Consider the following 18,263-nt stretch of genomic DNA (forward strand, 5'->3'; position numbering starts at 1 on the left):
ATGAATATTGAAGCGCTATTTGAGCAATATGGATATGCACTCCTGTTCATAGGATTACTGCTGGAGTTCATCGCCCTTCCCTTTCCAGGGGAAATAACAATGCTGTATGTGGGGTATCTGTCTTATCTGGGTGTATTAAACGGATGGACGGCACTTTTTTTAGCGTTTACCGGAACGACATTAGGAATGACTGTGACATATGTTATCGGTCTGAAAGTGGGAATGCCTTTTATTCAGCATTTTGGCAAATGGGTGTTCATTACACCAGGCAAATTCTATAAGACGAAAAAATGGTTTAGCAGGCGCGGTAATTTTTTTGTATTCATCGGCTATTTTATTCCCGGTGTTCGTCATATAACCGGTTATTTAACAGGTATCTTGGGTTCTTCGTTTCGAACCTTTGCAGTCTATGCTTATAGCGGCGCCTTGTTCTGGTGTATTTGCTTCATCGGGTTGGGAAACATGTTTGGCTCACAATGGGACAATTTGTTACACACCATTGAGAGTTATTCTTGGAGCATCGTAATCATCGTGGTACTGTTTGGAGCTGTTGCCTGGCTAGTAAAACGAATGGTTCAATCGTCACGTCGCAAAACACTAAGAGGGGATGAAGTGGAATGAGTCAATCGAAAGCGAGGATAACCGCCCTTGATTTTGCGAGAGCATTGGCGATCTTTGGAATGATTATCGTGAACTATAAACTTGCAATGCAGGCAGAGAATAGCGGACCGGGATGGCTACAATCGATAGCAGGTCTGTTTGAGGGGAGAGCATCTGCATTGTTTGTCGTATTGGCCGGCATCGGAGTAACCCTAATGACCTCCAAAGCCCGAAGCTCAATGAACAGGGAGCTTATTCGACAAAACCGGAACAGCTTATACAAGAGAGCAATTTTCCTGTTTATTGCGGGCGTGCTTTTATTGTTAATGGACTGGAGCGCAGACATTTTGCACTACTATGCGGTATTCATGCTTGTGGCTGCGGTATTGATAACCGTATCCAACAACAAAATACTCGGATTGTTCGCGTTTATCCTGGTAGCATCACAGTTATTTTTAGTCATATTTGATTACACCCAAGGGTGGAACTTGAGTTTTAAAGAATATACGGGTTTTTGGAAAATAGAAGGGTTCATTCGTAATCTGTTATTTAACGGATTCCATCCGATCTTTCCTTGGCTGAGCTTCTTCCTCATCGGCATGTGGATTGGCAGAAAGGGCTGGCTGAGCAAGGAGCATCGATCGAAGTTGTTGATATATTCATTGTCAGGAACAGTTGTTTTTGAATCCCTTTCCTTCTTCTTGATTAAATGGGCTTCCCCTGTACTGGGGAATGAAGCGGCACATTATTTGTTTGGAACGAAACCGATGCCGCCTACAATGCTGTATGTGCTCTCAGGAATTTGTTCAGCTATGACTGTGATCGCGATTTGTCTTTATGTCGTCGAAAAATTTGAGCAGTCCGTTCTTACGCAAGCACTGATCAGTGCCGGGCAGTTATCGTTATCTCATTATATTGGACATGTAGTGATCGGATTGGGGCTGCTTCATACAACGGGCTATTTGGAAAATGGCTCCCTTGTTTTTGCAATGGTATACGGAAGCTTATATTTTATAATGGCCATTATCTTTTCGCATATGTGGAGAAAATGGATGGCGAGAGGGCCGATCGAGTTGCTTATGAGAAAGTTATGCTAAAGTCATGGAAAGATGCAAAGGATCTTTAATATGTCAGTTGCTATTACTGTGTCAATGCCGGAATTAATTTGACCCACTAGTGCAGACTTGAAAGTGACTCACCCCGTTATTTCAAGCGTCCTTGGTAAGCGGCAGAAAAATCGAATCTCCCCTTTGTGCTTTTAGACTTGATTTTGGAGCATCTCAGTAAAGTGGGATAGTCCCCCCCATTAATTTCTATATTTATAGTAGTGAAAATGCAGTTTTGCGAAAGTGAGTTACTAACTAATTCGAAAGAAGATTACATTAAATGAACATAACCCTTACTGATGTAGATAAGAATAATTATGAAGATGTTTGTGACCTAACTGTAGCTGATAAGCAGCATGAATATGTAGCAGACAATACGTGGTCACTCATTGAGTCAAAATTCAACCCCTCATATCAAACACGCGCAATTTGTTTAGACGGCAAGCCTATCGGATTTTTCATGTGAGTGCCTGAGACAAAACGAAGAATATCGATTTGGTGATTTATGGTGGATCAGAACTATCAAAACAAAGGTATCGGGCGCAAAGCTTTGCTGCTGGCCCTTGATGAAATTAAGCGGACGATATCGAAATTAAGTAATAATTAAATTTAGTAATAATCAAATCACAGAAGAAATGGGATGATGTTAAATGGATAAAGAAATTAAAATCTTGGCTATTTCGGGAAGTCTTCGTCAAAACTCTTCGAATAAAGCACTAATGAATGCCATCATCGGATTAGCCAAGGAGAACGTTAAATTTACCATCTATGGCGGGTTGGGCGACCTGCCGCATTTTAATCAAGACATCGATGCAGTCGAAGAACCTGTTCCGGTCAGAGAATTAAGGACACATATTAAGGAGGCAGATGGTGTGCTTATATGTACACCGGAATATGGGAATGGAGTGCCTGGTGTGTTAAAAAACGCCTTGGATTGGCTCGTATCTTCAGGCGAGTTCATAAATAAACCTACAGCGGTAATCAGTGCCTCACCATCTCCAATGGGCGGTGATAAAGCTAATGCTTCACTTCTGCTTACACTTAAAATGATTAATGCTGATATTGTAGAAAGAGGAACATTGATAATACCGCACATTACTTTGAAACTAAATAAAGAAGGCAATATTACAGATCCAGAACTAAAGCAGGAATTATTATCTGTGCTCCAGACACTTGAGCATGCTTGTCATCAAGGCGAGACGATATAAACCATGAAATGAGAATTATCCAACTACGAAAAACGATAGGCTAGATCAACAGAACAGACTTTGTGCTTCTTTTTCTGCAAGCGCCTAATAACCATCTGATAGAGCCGTAAAAAATGACACCAATAACAACACCAATTGTATTGAGTATGATATCGTCTACTAACACGTACAGGAATGTAATCAGATTGAAAATGACCGGATAGCAATTGCCTTAATTAGCAATGCTAAAAGATTAAGTTCACATACGTCTACGACAACCTCCACCCTGCGCTTTACCACTGTTTGTGATACGGTTTGGTGTATCATATTTAAGCAAAGTATGATTTGACCATAACGTTAGATCTGTTCAAAGAAGCCACTCCATTTGTTTGGAGTGGCTTCTTTGAACAGATCTCTCTTTATTAAATCATCGTGTCCGTTAACTCAATGCGCTGTGATACGGTTTCCCGGGGCTGTCTGTAACAGTACGTTTTCGTGAATGCTTCTTACAATTCAAAATAGGCAGAAAATCAAATCAATCTGATATTAATTTTGAATAAATATTGAGATCGTTAAACTTTCCTTCTACTCTTTCATATTGTCTAAGTGTTCCTTCAAACGTAAAGTTGAGCTTTTGTAAAAGCTTTATAGAATTCACGTTTTCGGGGTCAACCTTTGCTTCGATTCGATTCAGCTTTAAAGATGAGAATGCGTGATCTAACAAAGAAATGATAGCTTCTGAAGCGTATCCTCTTCCCCAAAATGATTTAGCAATGTCATATCCAATTTCTGCTTTTTCATTTTCAAAATCAAAGGAATTATAACCACAAGAACCTATAATTTCATTGGACTCTTTTTTAATTATGGAGAAACGAATAGCCTTACTGTCTCGAGAAAGTCCATCAAGAAGATTAATCATCTCTTTTGCTTGATTTTCATCAGTAAAACAACTAACATTCATAAATTTAGTAACATCTGGATCAGACCAAATATTAAACAAACTAGACGAATCCGATACCTTCATTTTTCTCAAATGTAAACGTTCTGTGTGTAACTCTGTAATCAATACTTTTACCTCCATTATATTTTAATATCAGGTTTAAGATATTGACATCTGCGCATAGTTCAGTCCCTTCATTTTTGAAGTTAGTTTCATTATACAAGAGCTTATAGGATTTATCTACGATTGGCTTTTGGTGCTAAACTTTTCCCTTAGCTTATTTCACTGCTAATTCTGAAGCGGCTTCTTCAACTTCTTTATAAGCTTTTTTTAATACTTCATATTTATTCAGTTTATCAGTACCTTGTACTCGAAGAATTTGATAATCTTCAATACCAAAAAAATTGAACATCGACTTCAAGTATTTATGCGAATATTCAACTTCGGTATACCAGTCATTATTGGTATAGATTGCCCCACTTCCTTGTATCACAAGCATACTTCTTCCATCTTTAAGAAGACCAACTGATCCCGTTTCTGTATATTTGAAGGTTTCCCTTGCAATCATAATATTATCCATATAATCCTTTAACTTTGATGGCACATTAAAGTTATGCACTGGATAAACAATTACATACTTGTTTGCACTTTTAAATTGTTTTAATACATCATTCATACGCTCTGTTACTTCTTGTTCTCGACTTGTTAGTTCTTGACCTGTTTTTAATTTTCTCCATCCACTTAAAACAGTTTGATCTATCATTGGTACTACGTCCTTGTACAAGTTAATTTGTTCAATAACTTCATCATTAGAATGCTTTTCCTTATATATTTTCATAAAGTAATTGAATGCATTTAGACTAAATGAAGATGTGGAATCGACTTCAGGATGTGCATTAATGACAAGCAGTTTGCTCATTGGATGTTTTCTCCTTTAAATTTAATTTACTTAATCTTAATTGCATATTATATCAATCGTCGATAAGGTAAATCGTCGATTGATATAATATACAATATAAAGGTGTCATAGGCTTTTGTCAAATTCTATAGATTCTAAAGTTAGTTTTGCTAATTTACAAAAAAACATTTAGGGAGTATAATGATTTTTTTGATAGCCTTTTTACAAGGAAAGCAGGTGAGTCTATATGCAGTATAGTGTTATGGTTGAATATGCGTTGCATAGCCTTGTTTATTTAATAGATGCACCCGAAGAGGAAAGTATTGGAATAAAAGACCTTTCAGAATTTCAAGGGCTTTCAGAAACATATCTCTCAAAAGTTTTTGGCAAATTATCAAAGGCTGGTATTGTGAGTTCTACACCTGGTGTAAAAGGTGGTTATAAATTAGCTAAGTCCCCCGAAGAAATTTCTTTTTGGGATGTAATAGAAGCAGTTGAAGGAGTAAAACCTATTTTTCAATGTAAAAATATTTTGAAAGATAATCTTATGCATTTAGATAAAAAATGCTCTTCCTGTATTTCCGCCAATTCTTCTTGTACGATTAACTTAACGATGCTTGAGGCAGAAGAATATATGCGTGAGTTTCTTCGTAATAAGACCCTTGCATGGTTAAATGATGAACTTAATCACGTTTTACCTGAAAAATTGCGGACAGATAGCCGAGAATACTTTATAAGAAAAAACTCAAACTAGCTCAAAACGTAATTATTCAAATATATAAAGCCCTGAAAATCTTTTTCGAATTTTCAGGGCTTTATATATTTGAGCATTTTGCATAATTCATATTTTGATTCAGAGTCATGGTTAGGGCATAGAGAAATCACAGTGCTGTGAGAGCGGAGCGATAAATGAGCAGACGGGAAGAATTTCGATGAATCTGAAATTTTTAAGCCGTTTTAGACTCGTTTCTTCGCGATGACAAGTGCAGAAGCAAGTAACACAATCGCATTCAAATATTGGTGAGTCGTCACTTTTTGAATCCCCCAGGCATGAAGCTGGTCTGCGGTTAAATAGGCCTTCATTCGAGGATTGCAGCGTTCCACACTGGTTCGTTTATTGTAAAGTTCCTTCCAGCCTCGGCTTTCTCGATGCGGCAGCGCATAGCGCCGGAGATCCGTTTGACTGTTTATTTTGACCACCATTCCATAATTGAAGGACGAATAAGCGGTCATGCCCACTTGATCTGTCGCATGCGGACAACGGGATTTTAAATGTGTCTTCCACACTTCATTCCCATTTATAACAAAAATTACCAGCGTTTAAAGTGCATTCAAAATGCTACTATAGATTTCTCCTGATCTGTAACAAGATTATCCACCACTGGTGTACACAGAAAGATAGTAACAATCGTTAACGCAGCTAATCCCCAAAGTATGATTTTTTTTTCGGCCAAAACGATCAGATAATGGTCCAAAACGTAAGCATCCAACAGCGAAACATAACGTAAATAAACTACTCACCCATACTGCTTGCCATTCTGATACTGAAAACTCCCTTTAAAGTACGGGGGTTAAGGTGATTGTATTTTAGAAGGGGTCACCTCACGAGATGGAAAAAATCGTACGCTAAGCAATTTATTTCAAGAAAAACCGGACTCTTTATTCTACAAAGAAATCCGATTTTAGTAATCGGGTAGCTAGAACTCGTTGAACTAACGAACCCGTTAGTGGAATAAAATGTGTTGACTTGTATTAACAGTTCTGTGTTAGCTCTTTGTACAATCGCCTGACGGATGGAAGTAATCCAGGCCCATATTTTTGTTGTTGTAAATCTGCGACTTCTTTTTCTGTTACAAGTTCTGAAACTAAATAAGCTATTTGACAGCTTTTTACGTAGTCCTTATCGAATTTTCTATTAAGTCCTTTGAAATACTCGTCCCAAATGATGTTTGATTGGCTTGATAAACTGTCATCAGATAAGATCATATTAACTATTGAGATGCCACCTACTCCCCATAATGCATCTCCCCAATCAATTATCATAACATTTTCATCTTTTACTGCTATATTTCCTGACCAAAAATCCTTATGAACGCACGTAGAAGGAATACTATTCAGATTTTTCTCATGATCATCATAATAGTCAGAACTTATGGATAAAAGACGTTGAATTATTTCGGATTCTTCAGCATTAGAAAACTTTTGGGCCCACCTGCCTACATTATCCACTGCTTCTTGTAAACGTTGGGCCTCACACTGTGGCAAAAGTTTTGAAATGAAAGAACCTTCAATAAACGTAATTCTCTGCAGTTTTCCCAAATTGAGCGCTGCCTTTAAAGCACACTTCAACTCAATTCCTTCATAGCAACATGTTCCAGCGTTTGTAACTAAAAACCATCGCCATGTAGATTCCGGGATCAAATCATCATTGATAACTTCAGGTACAATGTTAGGTAAAAGTAAATGAAGATGTTTTGTTACCGACGCTTCTTTCCTTTGCCGAGGAGTACCTTTAAGGAAATAAGTCAAGTTATTATTTAGCGATATTTTATAGCACTGTGACCATGCACTATGTTCCCAAGGTACACCGATGGTTTTTACTAAACCATGAAAGATTTCTTTCGATTTACTAAGAGCTTTTTGAGAATCGTTATCCATAATACCCCCTAAGATCAACTACAGTTTATATCTCAGCTGTTGCTGCATTATCCTGCCCGTTAGAATTCCTGTAGGTGGATTATTTTCGGCTTTGTAAAAAAACGAGCGCCTCAGTACGATGGAAGTACACAAAGGGTCAAAAGTTCGGTGAGTCCCTGTCTTTCTTTAATAACGAAGACGGATTCAGTTGCCTTTTACATTGGATCCATAAGTTGCTGGTATCCTTTCAACTTAGCGAAGCCATAGTCGGTATAGAGCTGATCGGAGATTACTGGTTAGCCTTATCACGCTGGCTTTTCGACCATAAGTTTCAAGCAGTGCTAGTGAACCCACAACTGGTTAAAAAAAACAAAGAAAACCGAGATAATACCCGTTCTAAAAGTGATGTTAAAGATGCCTTAGTCATTGCAGATATGATCAAAAACGGGTACTACTCATGGATTCGCACCACAACCGAAGAATTCGTGGAACTACGTGTTTCTTGTCTAACCGTGATGCCGTCGTCAAGCGTTTGGTAAGCGCTGTAAACCAGTTACACCGCTGGGTCGATCTTGTTTTCCCCGAAATGAGACAAGTATATAAACACTTTAATTGCACCGGGGCCATAGCAACACTCCGCCTGTTTCCAACGCCATCTGAGCTTCGTAACATACAGCCACAAGATGTGATTGACGGTTGGCGAACACTAATGAAACGGCATTATGGAAAGCGAAGAGTACACATGCTTGTCACTCTAGCAAGTTCTTCGGTCGGCTCTTCTCAGGCTCATAAAGCCTATAAATTGCATTTGAAGCAACTGCTTGAAGAATACGACTTAGCTACTATTCAGAATCAAGCCGTGGAACAAGAAGTCATTGCTGTGCTTCATCGCATACTTTATGCCAAGCAGATGCTAGCCTTTAAAGGAATTAACGCTATTTCATACGAGCTTGATCGGAGGTACCATCAACGTAAAACACATTCAAAAAGAGTGGAACGAAGTTCTTCGCTTAGCGGCATCGATTAAACAGGGTACCGTTTCTGCCTCTCTTATGCTGAGGAGGTTAGGTAGTTATCCGCGTCAGAACGGGCTGGCTGTGGCACTGCGAGAATTAGGACGTATCGAGCGACGTTGTTTACGCTGGATTGGATGCAAAACGTTGAACTACGCCGTCGGGTACATGTTGGATTGAACAAGGGAGAAGCCAACAAGGCTCTGACTCGTGCCTTATTCTACAACCGTCTGGGGGAACTGCGTGACTGCAGTTTTGAGAATCAGCGCTATCGTTCTTCCGGCCTCAATCTGGTAGTAGCAGCCATCGTATTGTGGAATACGTTCTACTTGGAGAGAGCTATACAGGCATTGAGAGCACGTGGAGAGTTGATTGATGACAATCTACTAAAACATCTTTCTCCACTTGGTTGGGAACACATAAATCTGACAGTCGACTACACTTGACAACAGAACAATCAGGTGGAACGTGGTAAGTTTAGACCGTTACACTCCATTAATAATTCTTAAAGGGAAACGCCAGCAAACCAGATTTTCTGGCGTTTCCCTTAACGTACGATTTTTTCCGTTTCGTGAGGTGATCCATAGAAGCTTGACTTAATTACCAATCCCGAAAAAAACAATATCAATAAAATGAAAGAATTAGGTTGTGTAGGTTTTATCTAACTTCTTCATTCATTTTATCTCCTCTTAAAATTTAACTACTCAACTTAACGAAAGCCGCCGATTGGGCTGGCGGCTTTCGTTGGGAGTTTTACGTTGTTTAATTATTTTTATCTGGTATGCACTGTTTTAATTTATCAATATGAACAGCCCCAAGAATTTTATCGATCGGTTCACCATTTTTAAAAAGAATAGTAGTTGGAAGGCTCAAAATTCCATAATGAGCGACAGTATTTGGTTGTTCGTCTGCATTAATTTTTAGCACCCTCACTACGTTGCTATACTCCTGATCGAACCTCTCGAGTATAGGTGCAAAAGAGCGACAAGGTCCGCACCAAGGTGCCCAAAAATTAACTAATGTTAAGCCTTCATGTTTCAAATCAGCTTTAAAGGTTGTATCCGTAGAGTGACAAATAGTCATCTGTATCTTCCTCCATTTCATAATTTTTTTCACATATTTAAGCAACAGCTTACTGATCTGAATCCGAATTCGGAGAGCCGGATTATTTTCAAACTTTCTACTACCAATGATGAATCGACGGGATATCATCACCTCCTTAAACAACAAGGTTGAAATCGAAAGGCTTTGGTACGTACATCCCCAAGCCAATTATTGCGAAGATATCAAAGGTATTTTATATCTGTAATTAGCCCGTAGGGCACTCCTACGAATAGTAAAATCTTCCTCCGTCAAATCCAAATTTACGCTCATAGCGGTTTTGCTGCCATCCGCTGCAGCAATAACCACTTGGGAAGGAGCCATGTCCGAAGCATCTCCGGCGATATATAAACCAGGTATTTCCGGCCTCCACTTTCCGTCCGTTTTAATTCCGCCCGACGCCGTCATTTCACAGCCTAATCGCTCTGCGAACGGAACGCTTTGCAAAAATTTAGGAGTCGCGAAGCCACCAACCCTCGGAATTTGAGTTCCGTCTACAAAGCGAACATGTTCAAGCTGTCCATTTTGGCCAATGAAAGCCTGCAATAGGTTGCTCCATGACCATGATTCCCTTTGATTGAAGCTGCTTTTTGTGCTCTTTTTGTTGTTTTAGAATAAAGTTTGTTGAAATTAATGCAAATAACCTTGATAAACGAACAAAAAGAAAGAGCGTGTTTTGAAAAAGATTGATCATTTCCTATCTATATTGCTGAACAATCGCGCCCTTTAGCTTAATAAGAAAAACCCTTATTCAAATACAACCATTTCTCCGACATCTATAAATCCAAATCGCTTATAGATATTTTCCCCATCATCTGAAGCCTGTAATACAACTGGTTTTTGTTTATCCTTTGTTTGATTTAGAAGAAATTGAAACATTTCACTACCATTTCCTTTACCTCTAAATGTTTCTTTTGTCATCACATCATAAATACCATAACTATCTTTGCTTTCTATTAATAAACCAGTAGTTACAGCCATTTCGTCTATGCATCCAATAAACATTTGAACTTCTGAACCTAATTTTATTTGTGAAAACTTATTAAAATAACTTTCTAATGCATCTTTTTCTGGTGTACCTTCAAATAAGCTCATAAATACCTCTATATATTTTAAAAGTTCTTCATTATTTTTCACATTAGTAATCATAAGCTGATGGGAAATTCTTTGACCAACATTAAGAGTATTTTCAAGTTTCATCATTACATTACGTTCCGTTTCTTTTAGGTCATATTCTTGCACAAGTTTTTTCCAATCATCGTTTAAATACTGAGCATCAATCCAAATACTAAAGGGATATTCTTTATAAGAAAAATTATCGATTCCATGTCTAATCTTAACTGCATTTTTGATATTTGGAGATTTCGGCAATAATATATTGAATGTATCAGTAGGAATTTCTGTATTTGCTATAACGAAATCTTCTTCCTTTGTAAGTTCTCCACTAACTGCATGAGTAAATACTTTTAATTTTTCTTCAAAATTGTTTATTACTAATTGTTGATTTGTAATCATGTTTTTGCCCCTTTCTATTTAATTTTGCACGCTCTTTTCATTATTAGGTCAGTTAAATTCTGAAACAACTGTGTTCACAGTATTTATATCCTACCAGAATTTTTAGAAAACATTGAAGCGATTCATTTTCTTTCTCAATAATCTGGTCCGTTTGTTGCACCAGTAGGAAATGGAGTGCACTTAATTTTTTTATGAAACTTTTTACAAATTATCAAATTCTAAATTCACCCTTCTGACAGAGATGCCATGCCACTCGTACAGACAAACAAATCCTTGCTCCAATTGAAAGGCAGTTTTTCCGTATGAAATAAGTTTGGAAATTCGGAAACAACAACAATCGATTGATCTTGGAGCTCACAGCCGTCGCAATAGGGACAATTGAACAAGCTTTTCCCGTAAAGCGGATAAAAGCCTTCAATCTCTGGATATATCTCCTTTACGCCTGTTGTCAAGATCAGTTTTCGCGATTGAAGGCGAAGGCAAGTAGAATCAAGCTACTCAAATCGGAATTGGGTAGTGTCAACGGAAACAACTTCGTTTTGAGGATGATCGACTAACGGATAACTTTTAACCTCCTCAAGAGCAATTCCGCGAAACTCGACCGGCGTTACGCCGTCTCTCGTAATAATGCCGTTAGACGCATGTGTAATGGCATTTCTGGGTCGATTGTTGTCGATGATAGCCGCTTCCTTGCTCTTCCAAGAATGAGGACTGCATTCAACCCGACCGGTCCTCCACCAATAATGGCGCATTCGTAAATCATGACGCTCAACTCCCCCTACTCGGATATAAAAGACTCGTTATATCTATTATTGAATAAAAGTAGAAAACTGCACTCCTCCTTTCAATATAAAATGGCTCAACCTTAAACCTGTGTATGCTTTTGGACCAGATCCGTCAACTTCGTGTTTTTAAGATGGCTTTCCATTTTCTCTTCCGCTTCTTTCATTACAGCTTGAATCGAGCATTCGTCGCCGTGGACAAAATCACATTCAAATAAGGATGCAGTACCCTCAATAGCGTGGATAATATCCAAAAATGTGATATCGTCTTTTTTGCGAGATAAGCGATATCCTCCGTTGACTCCGGAAACAGACTCGATCATCCCTGCTTTAACGAGCCTTGTTAAAATTTTGGATAAATAGGTTGGTGAAACACCTTGTAATTCTGTTAACTGCTGAACACCTATCGGCTTAACCGGAGAAGCGTCAAGTAGCGCGAGCATGGTGTGCAAAGCATAATTTGTTGCTTTTGTAAATCTCACGGTAACACCCCATTCAAAGACTTATTGTATCTATAATATCCTAGAAATCGTTAATGTGTCAAGTTTATACCTTATCATAAAATCCACGAAACCATTTAGATTTTGTAGTTAAAGGACACTTTCTTAAAGATTGTAAATATACTTGCTGCAGCCCTTCACAATTATATAAAATACAATTTCAAATTTACAGAATAGAAACCAAATGAAGAATGGACTGCTTGATAGAAGAACGATGGGAATTACACCTTCACAACTGTAACGCTCAATCTGAAAATAAATTTCCAACGTAAAGCATAAATAAACACGCAGCCAGCAACGGCTGCGTGTTTATTTATGCGGTGCTCATCACTGCTTCATCATACTTTTGATTACTTGGAGATATCTTTTCTCATTTATTTCAAACTTTTAACCATACAGTTCCAACTCTTTTCATTGAACATAAAATGTCATACTAAACTATTTTCCTGTATATGAGTATGGAATGACAATTGGTCGTATTGATGCTTGGCCCAGGATTTTCACCCGAGTCGTGCAGGCATAGCATATTCAAGCTTGGCTCGCTTTGCACAAAGTGCTGCGCCCACTGCAATAGCAGCTTTCCAACTCTCTCGCCTCGGTGGTCCGGATGGATAGTTACATCTGAAATATTATATTCTCCAACCTGCGGGTTATATTCAAATAAATGTAACCTAATCTTCATTTTAAGTAGATTCCATTTTCCAAACCTATTGAAGTTTTTCCAGAAAGATAGTTTTTGTATGTGATTCATATCTGATTCAGACTTCCATTTGATGGATATCGTTCCGATCACTACTCCCTCTTGCAAGGCAACCATTCTTAGACTTGTAGGCTTGGTGGGGAAATGATCAAATAGTTTTTCAAAAAAAAGAGTGAGAGTGTCATCGCTCAGGCTCTTTTGCAGAAGTCAATGGTGAAATCATAGGTTCAAATACAGTTACTAAATTCTCCGATTCAACGGCTCAACTGCGTTGGTTTTTTTAGAAAAACACTATCAAGGATTAGACATGACTCGCCTTTCTTCGTCCAAGTCTGAGTTGATGGCGACACTAAAGACTTCATCGCTATAGAGGTCTTCTCCGTTCAAAAATTGCGCCCACAAGAAGTTAGATCAGTTCAGCCTTAAAGAAAGGGGCAGGTTAACCCCCTTAACAAACGCCTATTGTGAGGATTGTGGGACTAATATCAAAAATTCTGTGCACATAAATAATAGCCTCTTCTCCCATCAATAATATGCTCGGCGTCTTCCTAGACCTTAAACTTACCGATTTGATCTCGTAATTGATCAGCCATTTTAGACAAAGAGGAAGCGGAGGTGAAAACTTCCTCCGAGGACGCGATCTGCTCTTCCGTAAATGAAGATACCTGCTGCATCCCCAATGCGGATTCCTCGACGATTCTGGAAATGTACTTCATTGAGCTACCGATCTGTTCCGTACTAGCAGACATTTCTTGAGAAGCCGCAGCCACCTCTTGAATTTGAGTGACAACTTTATGTACCGATTGTTGAATATGTTCAAAGGATATTCCAGCCTTACTTACAACGTGAATCCCTTTGTTCACTTCTTTTGTTCCGACTTCCATAGATTGCGCAGCGGCAGTTGTTTCTTGTTGAATGTTTGCTATTAGTTTAGCAATCTGCTGTGATGATTGAGTCGACTGTTCGGCTAATTTTCGGATTTCGCTTGCCACTATTGCAAATCCTCTTCCCTGCTCTCCTGCTCTCGCTGCTTCAATTGATGCATTAAGTGCCAGTAGATTCGTTTGCGAAGCGATATTCGTAATAGATTCAGTGATTTCTCCAATATCCTGTGAACTTTCTCCCAATCGGTTTATCACTCCCGATATTTCTTCAAAGGTTTGATGAATAAAGTTCATCTGATCCACTACTTGTTGAATGGCTTGATTTCCTTCTAACGAATTGTCAGCCGCCTGGGATGCAGAATAAGAGACGCTTTGAGCATTGATAGCAATTTGTTGCGTTCCTTCCGATATCTCGTTAACGGCCTGCACGCTTTCATTCACACTTTTAACTTGATTATCTGCTCCGGAAGCAACTTCTAGAATGGTAGAAGAGATTTGTTGCGTAACACGATTGGTCCCTTTGGAGCTAGCCGTTAACTCCTCTGAGGATGTGGCAACATATTTAGCACTCATTCCGACCTGCAAGATTAAACTGCGGATGTTTTGGACCATTTGATTAAAAGAACCCGCTAACTCGCCGATTTCATCCCTACTTTTCACGTCCATTTTTTCTAACGTTAGGTCACCTGAAGCAATTCGTTTTACTGCGTATGAGATATGAACGATTGGTTTAGAGATTAATCTGGAGATAAAGTAACCTATCGTAAGAGCCGTTAGAAATATGATTATACTTATGATCAGTACGGTTGTTCGGACGGAATCAACCATCAACTCATTCTCTTTGACATCTTCATCAACTAGCTTTTGTTGTCCATCGGCTATCTCATTGGCCAATTTCTCCATTTCACGCCCGAGCGGAATAACATCACTTGACGCCAATTTTATTACCGCTTCCATGTTTGTTCCCTCTAATGAAATAACTTGATCTGCGCCTTTCTTGAATTGTAAACCGATTTCATTTAGTTTCTGTAATTGGTTTTTGTCCACATCACGTTGTACCAGTCTTAAGGTAGCGTTTATTAATTCCGACAATTGCTTGTTCGATTCGTCAAGCCTATCCAATCCGTCATTGCTTTGGTTTAAAAGAAAATCTAGCAAGCTGCTCATCTGCTGCAGCGTGCTAGCTCTCATATCCTTCAAATTAGACAAGATCTGTTCTCCCCTTCTAATTATATCCGAATTGGAATCGTCTATCTTTTTTAAATAAAATAGGGATAGACCGCTTACGATTCCAAAAAGAACCGCAATACTTATGAAAGCGCTTATTATTTTCTTGCCTATAGTAAATCTCATAGAGCACCATACCTCTTCTATTTTTTAAATAAATTTGTTGAATAATAATAATAATTAATTTATAACTAACCATTTTGATGTCGTTATCATTACGTATTTTCTCAAAGTCGATTTCGTATACCCCGAAAAATCCCTGGGAGGTTCCGGTTTCTCGCGAAGAACAACTAAGCTTTTTAATCCTGCGCCTAGCAGGATTGTATTATCAAGTAAGCAAGGAAATACGGAAAAAAGTGGATAATAATCAATGCCTTTGAGCAGTACTATCACCTCTGAATTATGCTTCTTACAATCCAGGGCAGCATATATCTGCTGCCTGCTGCTGTAAGGCTTGACGATAATGACGATCTTGTACATCGCCGCAAGCGAACATGCCCTCAACGCTGGCAAAACGGTTCAGGAAGTGTACCTCTTCCATGCCTGAATCTCCCCGCCCACCACAATAATCTTCTTGCTGCGGAGGAAAAATCCGTCACAAGTTGGGCATGTACTGACTCCACGGCCGATGTTTGCCTTTTCATGTGGAATGTCGGGTGATTTTGCAGAAGCTTCCGTGGAAATAATTAAACATTCCGTCATTAGGTCTTTTTGACCTTGCACTTTTAATGTAAATGGTCGCTGCGACAAATCCACTTGACTGACCCATCCCCTGTGGAATTCTGCGCTAAAGTGCTAGCTTGCGGTGGATGTCGCACACCTATATAAACAAGAGGAGGATCATCGTAAATTTTGGGATGAGCACAAATATAAGGAAGCCTCAAGTATTTTGCCCCTTGAGGCTTTATATAATAAGCTTATTTCATTGTTATTTTAAATTCCAAGTCCGGCGCGCCGGCAAATACGATCGTTCCGTTCTTGGGCAGGGTCACTTTGTTGTTGCCGCTGACAAGGCTATAGTTAACGCTTAATCCGTGCTCGTCATATACCGCGAAAGCACCTTTCATTGGCAGCTTGACCGTCATCGTTTTACCTGCCGCCGCTGCCGGGATAGTATACCATTTAGCATCCCCGTTCGCTGACACCGTGGCCTTGGACTGATTTCCTGCATAGATCGGTTTTACGTTCGCCTCGCTCACAAGTGAGAACCCGTTTACGTTCAAATATTCGATGCCGTCTTTCGTGTAGAACCGGACTTCCGTCGTATCCCGGCCTGCTATTCCTGGGATTTGGATCTGACTCGTCGCCGTATTTGGACCTGTGATTTTTCTATCCACCCAATAACCCGGCAGACCGTCGGCGAGGCTAATTTCGATTGCCGGCTGCCCAAAGAAATACTCTTCGGAGCTGAATTTTTGGTTAACGACATAGAACTTAGCACCTTCCCGTTTTGCCCAAGCTTCTGTGGTCTCCTTCGGCAGCACGTTGTCTTCCAGCTTCTCAGCTGCATACTCTGACGTTGCTAGCTGCCCCAATCCCGGCAACGTCTCATAGGCTCTCTTCCACAAATACGTGCGTCCGCTCTTCTCGGTGACGAAGCTGATCTTGGAGTTTCCGTTCTCGTTGATAAAGCTTCCATCCAAAGTATATATATACTTCGTCTCCGGATTGTTTGCCATGGACAGTTCCCCGTCCTTGGTGATCTCTATCCGGAACTGCGTTTCACTGCTGGCATAATAGCCTGCTTGCTTCACTACATCATTGGGCATCTTGGCCTTAACCGGCTTGCCGAATGATTTATCCGGCATGACGTTCTTGATTTCGCCCTTATCCTTGAGCGCCAGCAGCAGTATTTCGCTTGCCAGCAATTGATTCGTGCTACTGCTACCGCCGGATGTTAACACAGCAGCTGCCATCTTTTTCTCTGGAAGCACGACGAGAGAAGCAGAATACTCAGAGATGTCCCCGCCTTTGGCCAAGCCCTTTATTCCGTAATCATTGAACGGGTATAGCTTCACACTGTCCCAACCGAGACCGTAATTGTTACTATCATCCGTATCTTCCGGCCAGATGCCCTTCTTGTATTCTTCCTGTTCCATCGCCCGTACCGACTTGTCAGAAAGGATGTTGTTTGCCTGTCCCATAAATATTTGCGAGAATCGCACCATATCTTCTGCCGTAGAATTAACCCCTCCTTCGGCGATCACATTAACAAAAATATCTGGAAGCTGTGCTTGGTAATCCGGGACATGGAACCCAGCAAGCGTGCTGCCTTTCGATTTGTCCTGCGGTGTCTTCGTATGATTCATTTGCAATGGTTCTGTGAAATATTGATGTAAAAATTCGGTAAAGCTCATGCCGCTGACTCTTTCAACGAGAATCTCGGCAAGCGTAAAACCGCTATTGCAATACACCGAGAATGCTCCAGGGTCCGCCTTCAAGGTCTGGTCGAACAAGGTTTGCAGTAAGGTATCATGGGCATAGGTGTCATTATCCTCGAACAAGGAGTCGCCCGTAGATCCAGTACCGCGCAGACCGGAGGAGTGGTTCAGCAGCATGCGCGGAGTAATGCGCTTATACCGTTCGTCCTTCATCTTGAAATCGGTTATATATTGAACGACGGGAGTATCCAGATCGATTTTCCCTTCGTCTACCAATTTCATGACGGCCGCAGCCCCAATTACTTTGCTGACCGAGCCAATACCGTATAATGTATCCTTGGTCAGCGTTTTATCGTTCTTGCCCGTCTGGCCAGACACAGTGATATTCCCATTATCAATCAGCGCATACTGAACGCTACTCGTATGGGTAGATTCGATTAGCAACGCAGCCTTCTCGGCAGCGGTTTTCCCCAATCCTTGGTTATCCCCAACAACAGGGGCGACGCTGGAAGCCATTGCTCCGGATGGCATAGTCAACGCAAGTGTAGCTAATAACACCCAAGAAAGTCTCTTTTTCATGATAATATCTCCTATATCTATTTATTATTGACTTCAAGAGAAGCGTCTGATGTACCAAGATAATTATTATGGTCCAAGAAATAACGCTCAATAGAGTGCAACAAATTGTCCCATTGTGAGCCAAATATGTAACTTCTCTCCGAGTAGGCTTCGGTTTGAACGCATGTAATATAACGACTAGGTTTTAAAGCTGTGTAAAGCTTATAAACAACG

Annotated in this window: 16 protein-coding genes and 4 pseudogenes; 7 read left to right on the plus strand and 13 right to left on the minus strand. The window is 39.9% G+C overall.

Annotated elements, in window-relative coordinates; translation table 11 throughout:
• From PAENI_RS27890 to PAENI_RS27905, 3 genes are all read left to right on the plus strand, one after another.
• Entirely contained in the window at positions 1-621 is a 621-nt protein-coding gene (locus PAENI_RS27890) for a DedA family protein (RefSeq protein WP_149647502.1), read from the plus strand.
• Positions 618-1,697, plus strand: coding sequence for a DUF418 domain-containing protein (locus PAENI_RS27895; RefSeq protein WP_149647503.1), 1,080 nt, complete (start codon positions 618-620; stop codon positions 1,695-1,697). The genes PAENI_RS27890 and PAENI_RS27895 overlap by 4 nt, the downstream gene beginning before the upstream one ends.
• A gap of 659 nt (positions 1,698-2,356) precedes the next feature.
• Positions 2,357-2,914, plus strand: coding sequence for an NADPH-dependent FMN reductase (locus tag PAENI_RS27905; protein WP_149647504.1), 558 nt, complete (start codon positions 2,357-2,359; stop codon positions 2,912-2,914).
• A 514-nt stretch (positions 2,915-3,428) separates the two neighbouring features.
• On the opposite strand, the gene PAENI_RS27910 is transcribed toward PAENI_RS27905, so the two are convergent.
• Together PAENI_RS27910 and PAENI_RS27915 are read right to left on the minus strand one after the other, a co-directional pair.
• Complete coding sequence (locus PAENI_RS27910) at positions 3,429-3,959, minus strand: GNAT family N-acetyltransferase (RefSeq protein WP_149647505.1); 531 nt, start codon at positions 3,957-3,959, stop codon at positions 3,429-3,431.
• Positions 3,960-4,110: 151 nt separating this feature from the next.
• A complete protein-coding gene (locus PAENI_RS27915; RefSeq protein WP_149647506.1) occupies positions 4,111-4,752 on the minus strand; it encodes an FMN-dependent NADH-azoreductase in 642 nt (213 codons plus the stop codon).
• A 226-nt stretch (positions 4,753-4,978) separates the two neighbouring features.
• Here PAENI_RS27915 and PAENI_RS27920 point away from each other — a divergent pair, with 226 nt between their 5' ends.
• Entirely contained in the window at positions 4,979-5,485 is a 507-nt protein-coding gene (locus PAENI_RS27920) for an RrF2 family transcriptional regulator (protein ID WP_149647507.1), read from the plus strand.
• A gap of 203 nt (positions 5,486-5,688) precedes the next feature.
• Here the strand turns inward: PAENI_RS27920 and PAENI_RS27925 are convergent.
• Together PAENI_RS27925 and PAENI_RS27930 are read right to left on the minus strand one after the other, a co-directional pair.
• Positions 5,689-6,003: pseudogene (locus PAENI_RS27925) on the minus strand (transposase); the annotation flags it as partial.
• Positions 6,004-6,483: 480 nt separating this feature from the next.
• On the minus strand, positions 6,484-7,389 hold the full coding sequence (locus PAENI_RS27930; RefSeq protein ID WP_149647508.1) for a phosphotransferase: 906 nt from the start codon (positions 7,387-7,389) through the stop codon (positions 6,484-6,486).
• A gap of 74 nt (positions 7,390-7,463) precedes the next feature.
• Here PAENI_RS27930 and PAENI_RS27935 point away from each other — a divergent pair, with 74 nt between their 5' ends.
• From PAENI_RS27935 to PAENI_RS27945, 3 genes and pseudogenes are all read left to right on the plus strand, one after another.
• A complete protein-coding gene (locus PAENI_RS27935) occupies positions 7,464-7,907 on the plus strand; it encodes an IS110 family transposase (RefSeq protein ID WP_149647509.1) in 444 nt (147 codons plus the stop codon).
• 47 nt (positions 7,908-7,954) lie between these two features.
• The gene (locus PAENI_RS27940) at positions 7,955-8,395 is read left to right on the plus strand and encodes a hypothetical protein (protein WP_223179020.1); all 441 of its coding nucleotides are present in this window, start codon (positions 7,955-7,957) and stop codon (positions 8,393-8,395) included.
• Positions 8,319-8,890, plus strand: a pseudogene (locus tag PAENI_RS27945) (Tn3 family transposase); the annotation flags it as partial. The gene PAENI_RS27940 and the pseudogene PAENI_RS27945, both read left to right, overlap by 77 nt.
• A gap of 253 nt (positions 8,891-9,143) precedes the next feature.
• On the opposite strand, the gene trxA reads toward PAENI_RS27945, so the two are convergent.
• The 9 genes and pseudogenes from trxA to PAENI_RS27985 form a co-directional block, all read right to left on the minus strand.
• Entirely contained in the window at positions 9,144-9,464 is a 321-nt protein-coding gene (gene trxA, locus PAENI_RS27950) for a thioredoxin (RefSeq protein ID WP_076298850.1), read from the minus strand.
• Between the two features lie 189 nt (positions 9,465-9,653).
• Entirely contained in the window at positions 9,654-10,028 is a 375-nt protein-coding gene (locus PAENI_RS27955; protein ID WP_188114715.1) for an NAD(P)/FAD-dependent oxidoreductase, read from the minus strand.
• 201 nt (positions 10,029-10,229) lie between these two features.
• Entirely contained in the window at positions 10,230-10,997 is a 768-nt protein-coding gene (locus tag PAENI_RS27960; RefSeq protein WP_149647511.1) for a GNAT family N-acetyltransferase, read from the minus strand.
• Between the two features lie 230 nt (positions 10,998-11,227).
• Positions 11,228-11,760 (minus strand): annotated as a pseudogene (locus tag PAENI_RS33135) (FAD-dependent oxidoreductase); the annotation flags it as partial.
• 102 nt (positions 11,761-11,862) lie between these two features.
• On the minus strand, positions 11,863-12,261 hold the full coding sequence (locus PAENI_RS27970; RefSeq protein ID WP_149647512.1) for an Rrf2 family transcriptional regulator: 399 nt from the start codon (positions 12,259-12,261) through the stop codon (positions 11,863-11,865).
• Positions 12,262-12,712: 451 nt separating this feature from the next.
• A complete protein-coding gene (locus tag PAENI_RS33140; RefSeq protein WP_410477497.1) occupies positions 12,713-13,183 on the minus strand; it encodes a GNAT family N-acetyltransferase in 471 nt (156 codons plus the stop codon).
• A gap of 344 nt (positions 13,184-13,527) precedes the next feature.
• Positions 13,528-15,216, minus strand: a complete 1,689-nt coding sequence (locus PAENI_RS27980) for a methyl-accepting chemotaxis protein (protein ID WP_149647514.1) — start codon at positions 15,214-15,216, stop codon at positions 13,528-13,530.
• Positions 15,217-15,595: 379 nt separating this feature from the next.
• Positions 15,596-15,882, minus strand: a pseudogene (locus PAENI_RS32790) (NAD(P)/FAD-dependent oxidoreductase); the annotation flags it as partial.
• Between the two features lie 125 nt (positions 15,883-16,007).
• Positions 16,008-18,050 (minus strand): serine hydrolase domain-containing protein, encoded by a 2,043-nt coding sequence (locus tag PAENI_RS27985; RefSeq protein ID WP_149647515.1) that lies wholly within the window; start codon positions 18,048-18,050, stop codon positions 16,008-16,010.
• Positions 18,051-18,263 lie beyond the last annotated feature (213 nt).

The sequence above is a fragment of the Paenibacillus sp. B2(2019) genome, from assembly GCF_008370385.1.
Classification (GTDB): Bacteria; Bacillota; Bacilli; order Paenibacillales; family Paenibacillaceae; genus Paenibacillus_AQ.

Coding starts and splice junctions, on each gene's coding strand:
- PAENI_RS27905 (WP_149647504.1), top strand. CDS start 2,357: ATGGATAAAGAAATTAAAATCTTGGCTATTTCGGGAAGTCTTCGTCAA.
- PAENI_RS27915 (WP_149647506.1), bottom strand. CDS start 4,752: ATGAGCAAACTGCTTGTCATTAATGCACATCCTGAAGTCGATTCCACA.
- PAENI_RS27920 (WP_149647507.1), top strand. CDS start 4,979: ATGCAGTATAGTGTTATGGTTGAATATGCGTTGCATAGCCTTGTTTAT.
- trxA (WP_076298850.1), bottom strand. CDS start 9,464: ATGACTATTTGTCACTCTACGGATACAACCTTTAAAGCTGATTTGAAA.
- PAENI_RS27895 (WP_149647503.1), top strand. CDS start 618: ATGAGTCAATCGAAAGCGAGGATAACCGCCCTTGATTTTGCGAGAGCA.
- PAENI_RS27890 (WP_149647502.1), top strand. CDS start 1: ATGAATATTGAAGCGCTATTTGAGCAATATGGATATGCACTCCTGTTC.
- PAENI_RS27930 (WP_149647508.1), bottom strand. CDS start 7,389: ATGGATAACGATTCTCAAAAAGCTCTTAGTAAATCGAAAGAAATCTTT.
- PAENI_RS27960 (WP_149647511.1), bottom strand. CDS start 10,997: ATGATTACAAATCAACAATTAGTAATAAACAATTTTGAAGAAAAATTA.
- PAENI_RS27940 (WP_223179020.1), top strand. CDS start 7,955: ATGAGACAAGTATATAAACACTTTAATTGCACCGGGGCCATAGCAACA.
- PAENI_RS27980 (WP_149647514.1), bottom strand. CDS start 15,216: ATGAGATTTACTATAGGCAAGAAAATAATAAGCGCTTTCATAAGTATT.
- PAENI_RS27985 (WP_149647515.1), bottom strand. CDS start 18,050: ATGAAAAAGAGACTTTCTTGGGTGTTATTAGCTACACTTGCGTTGACT.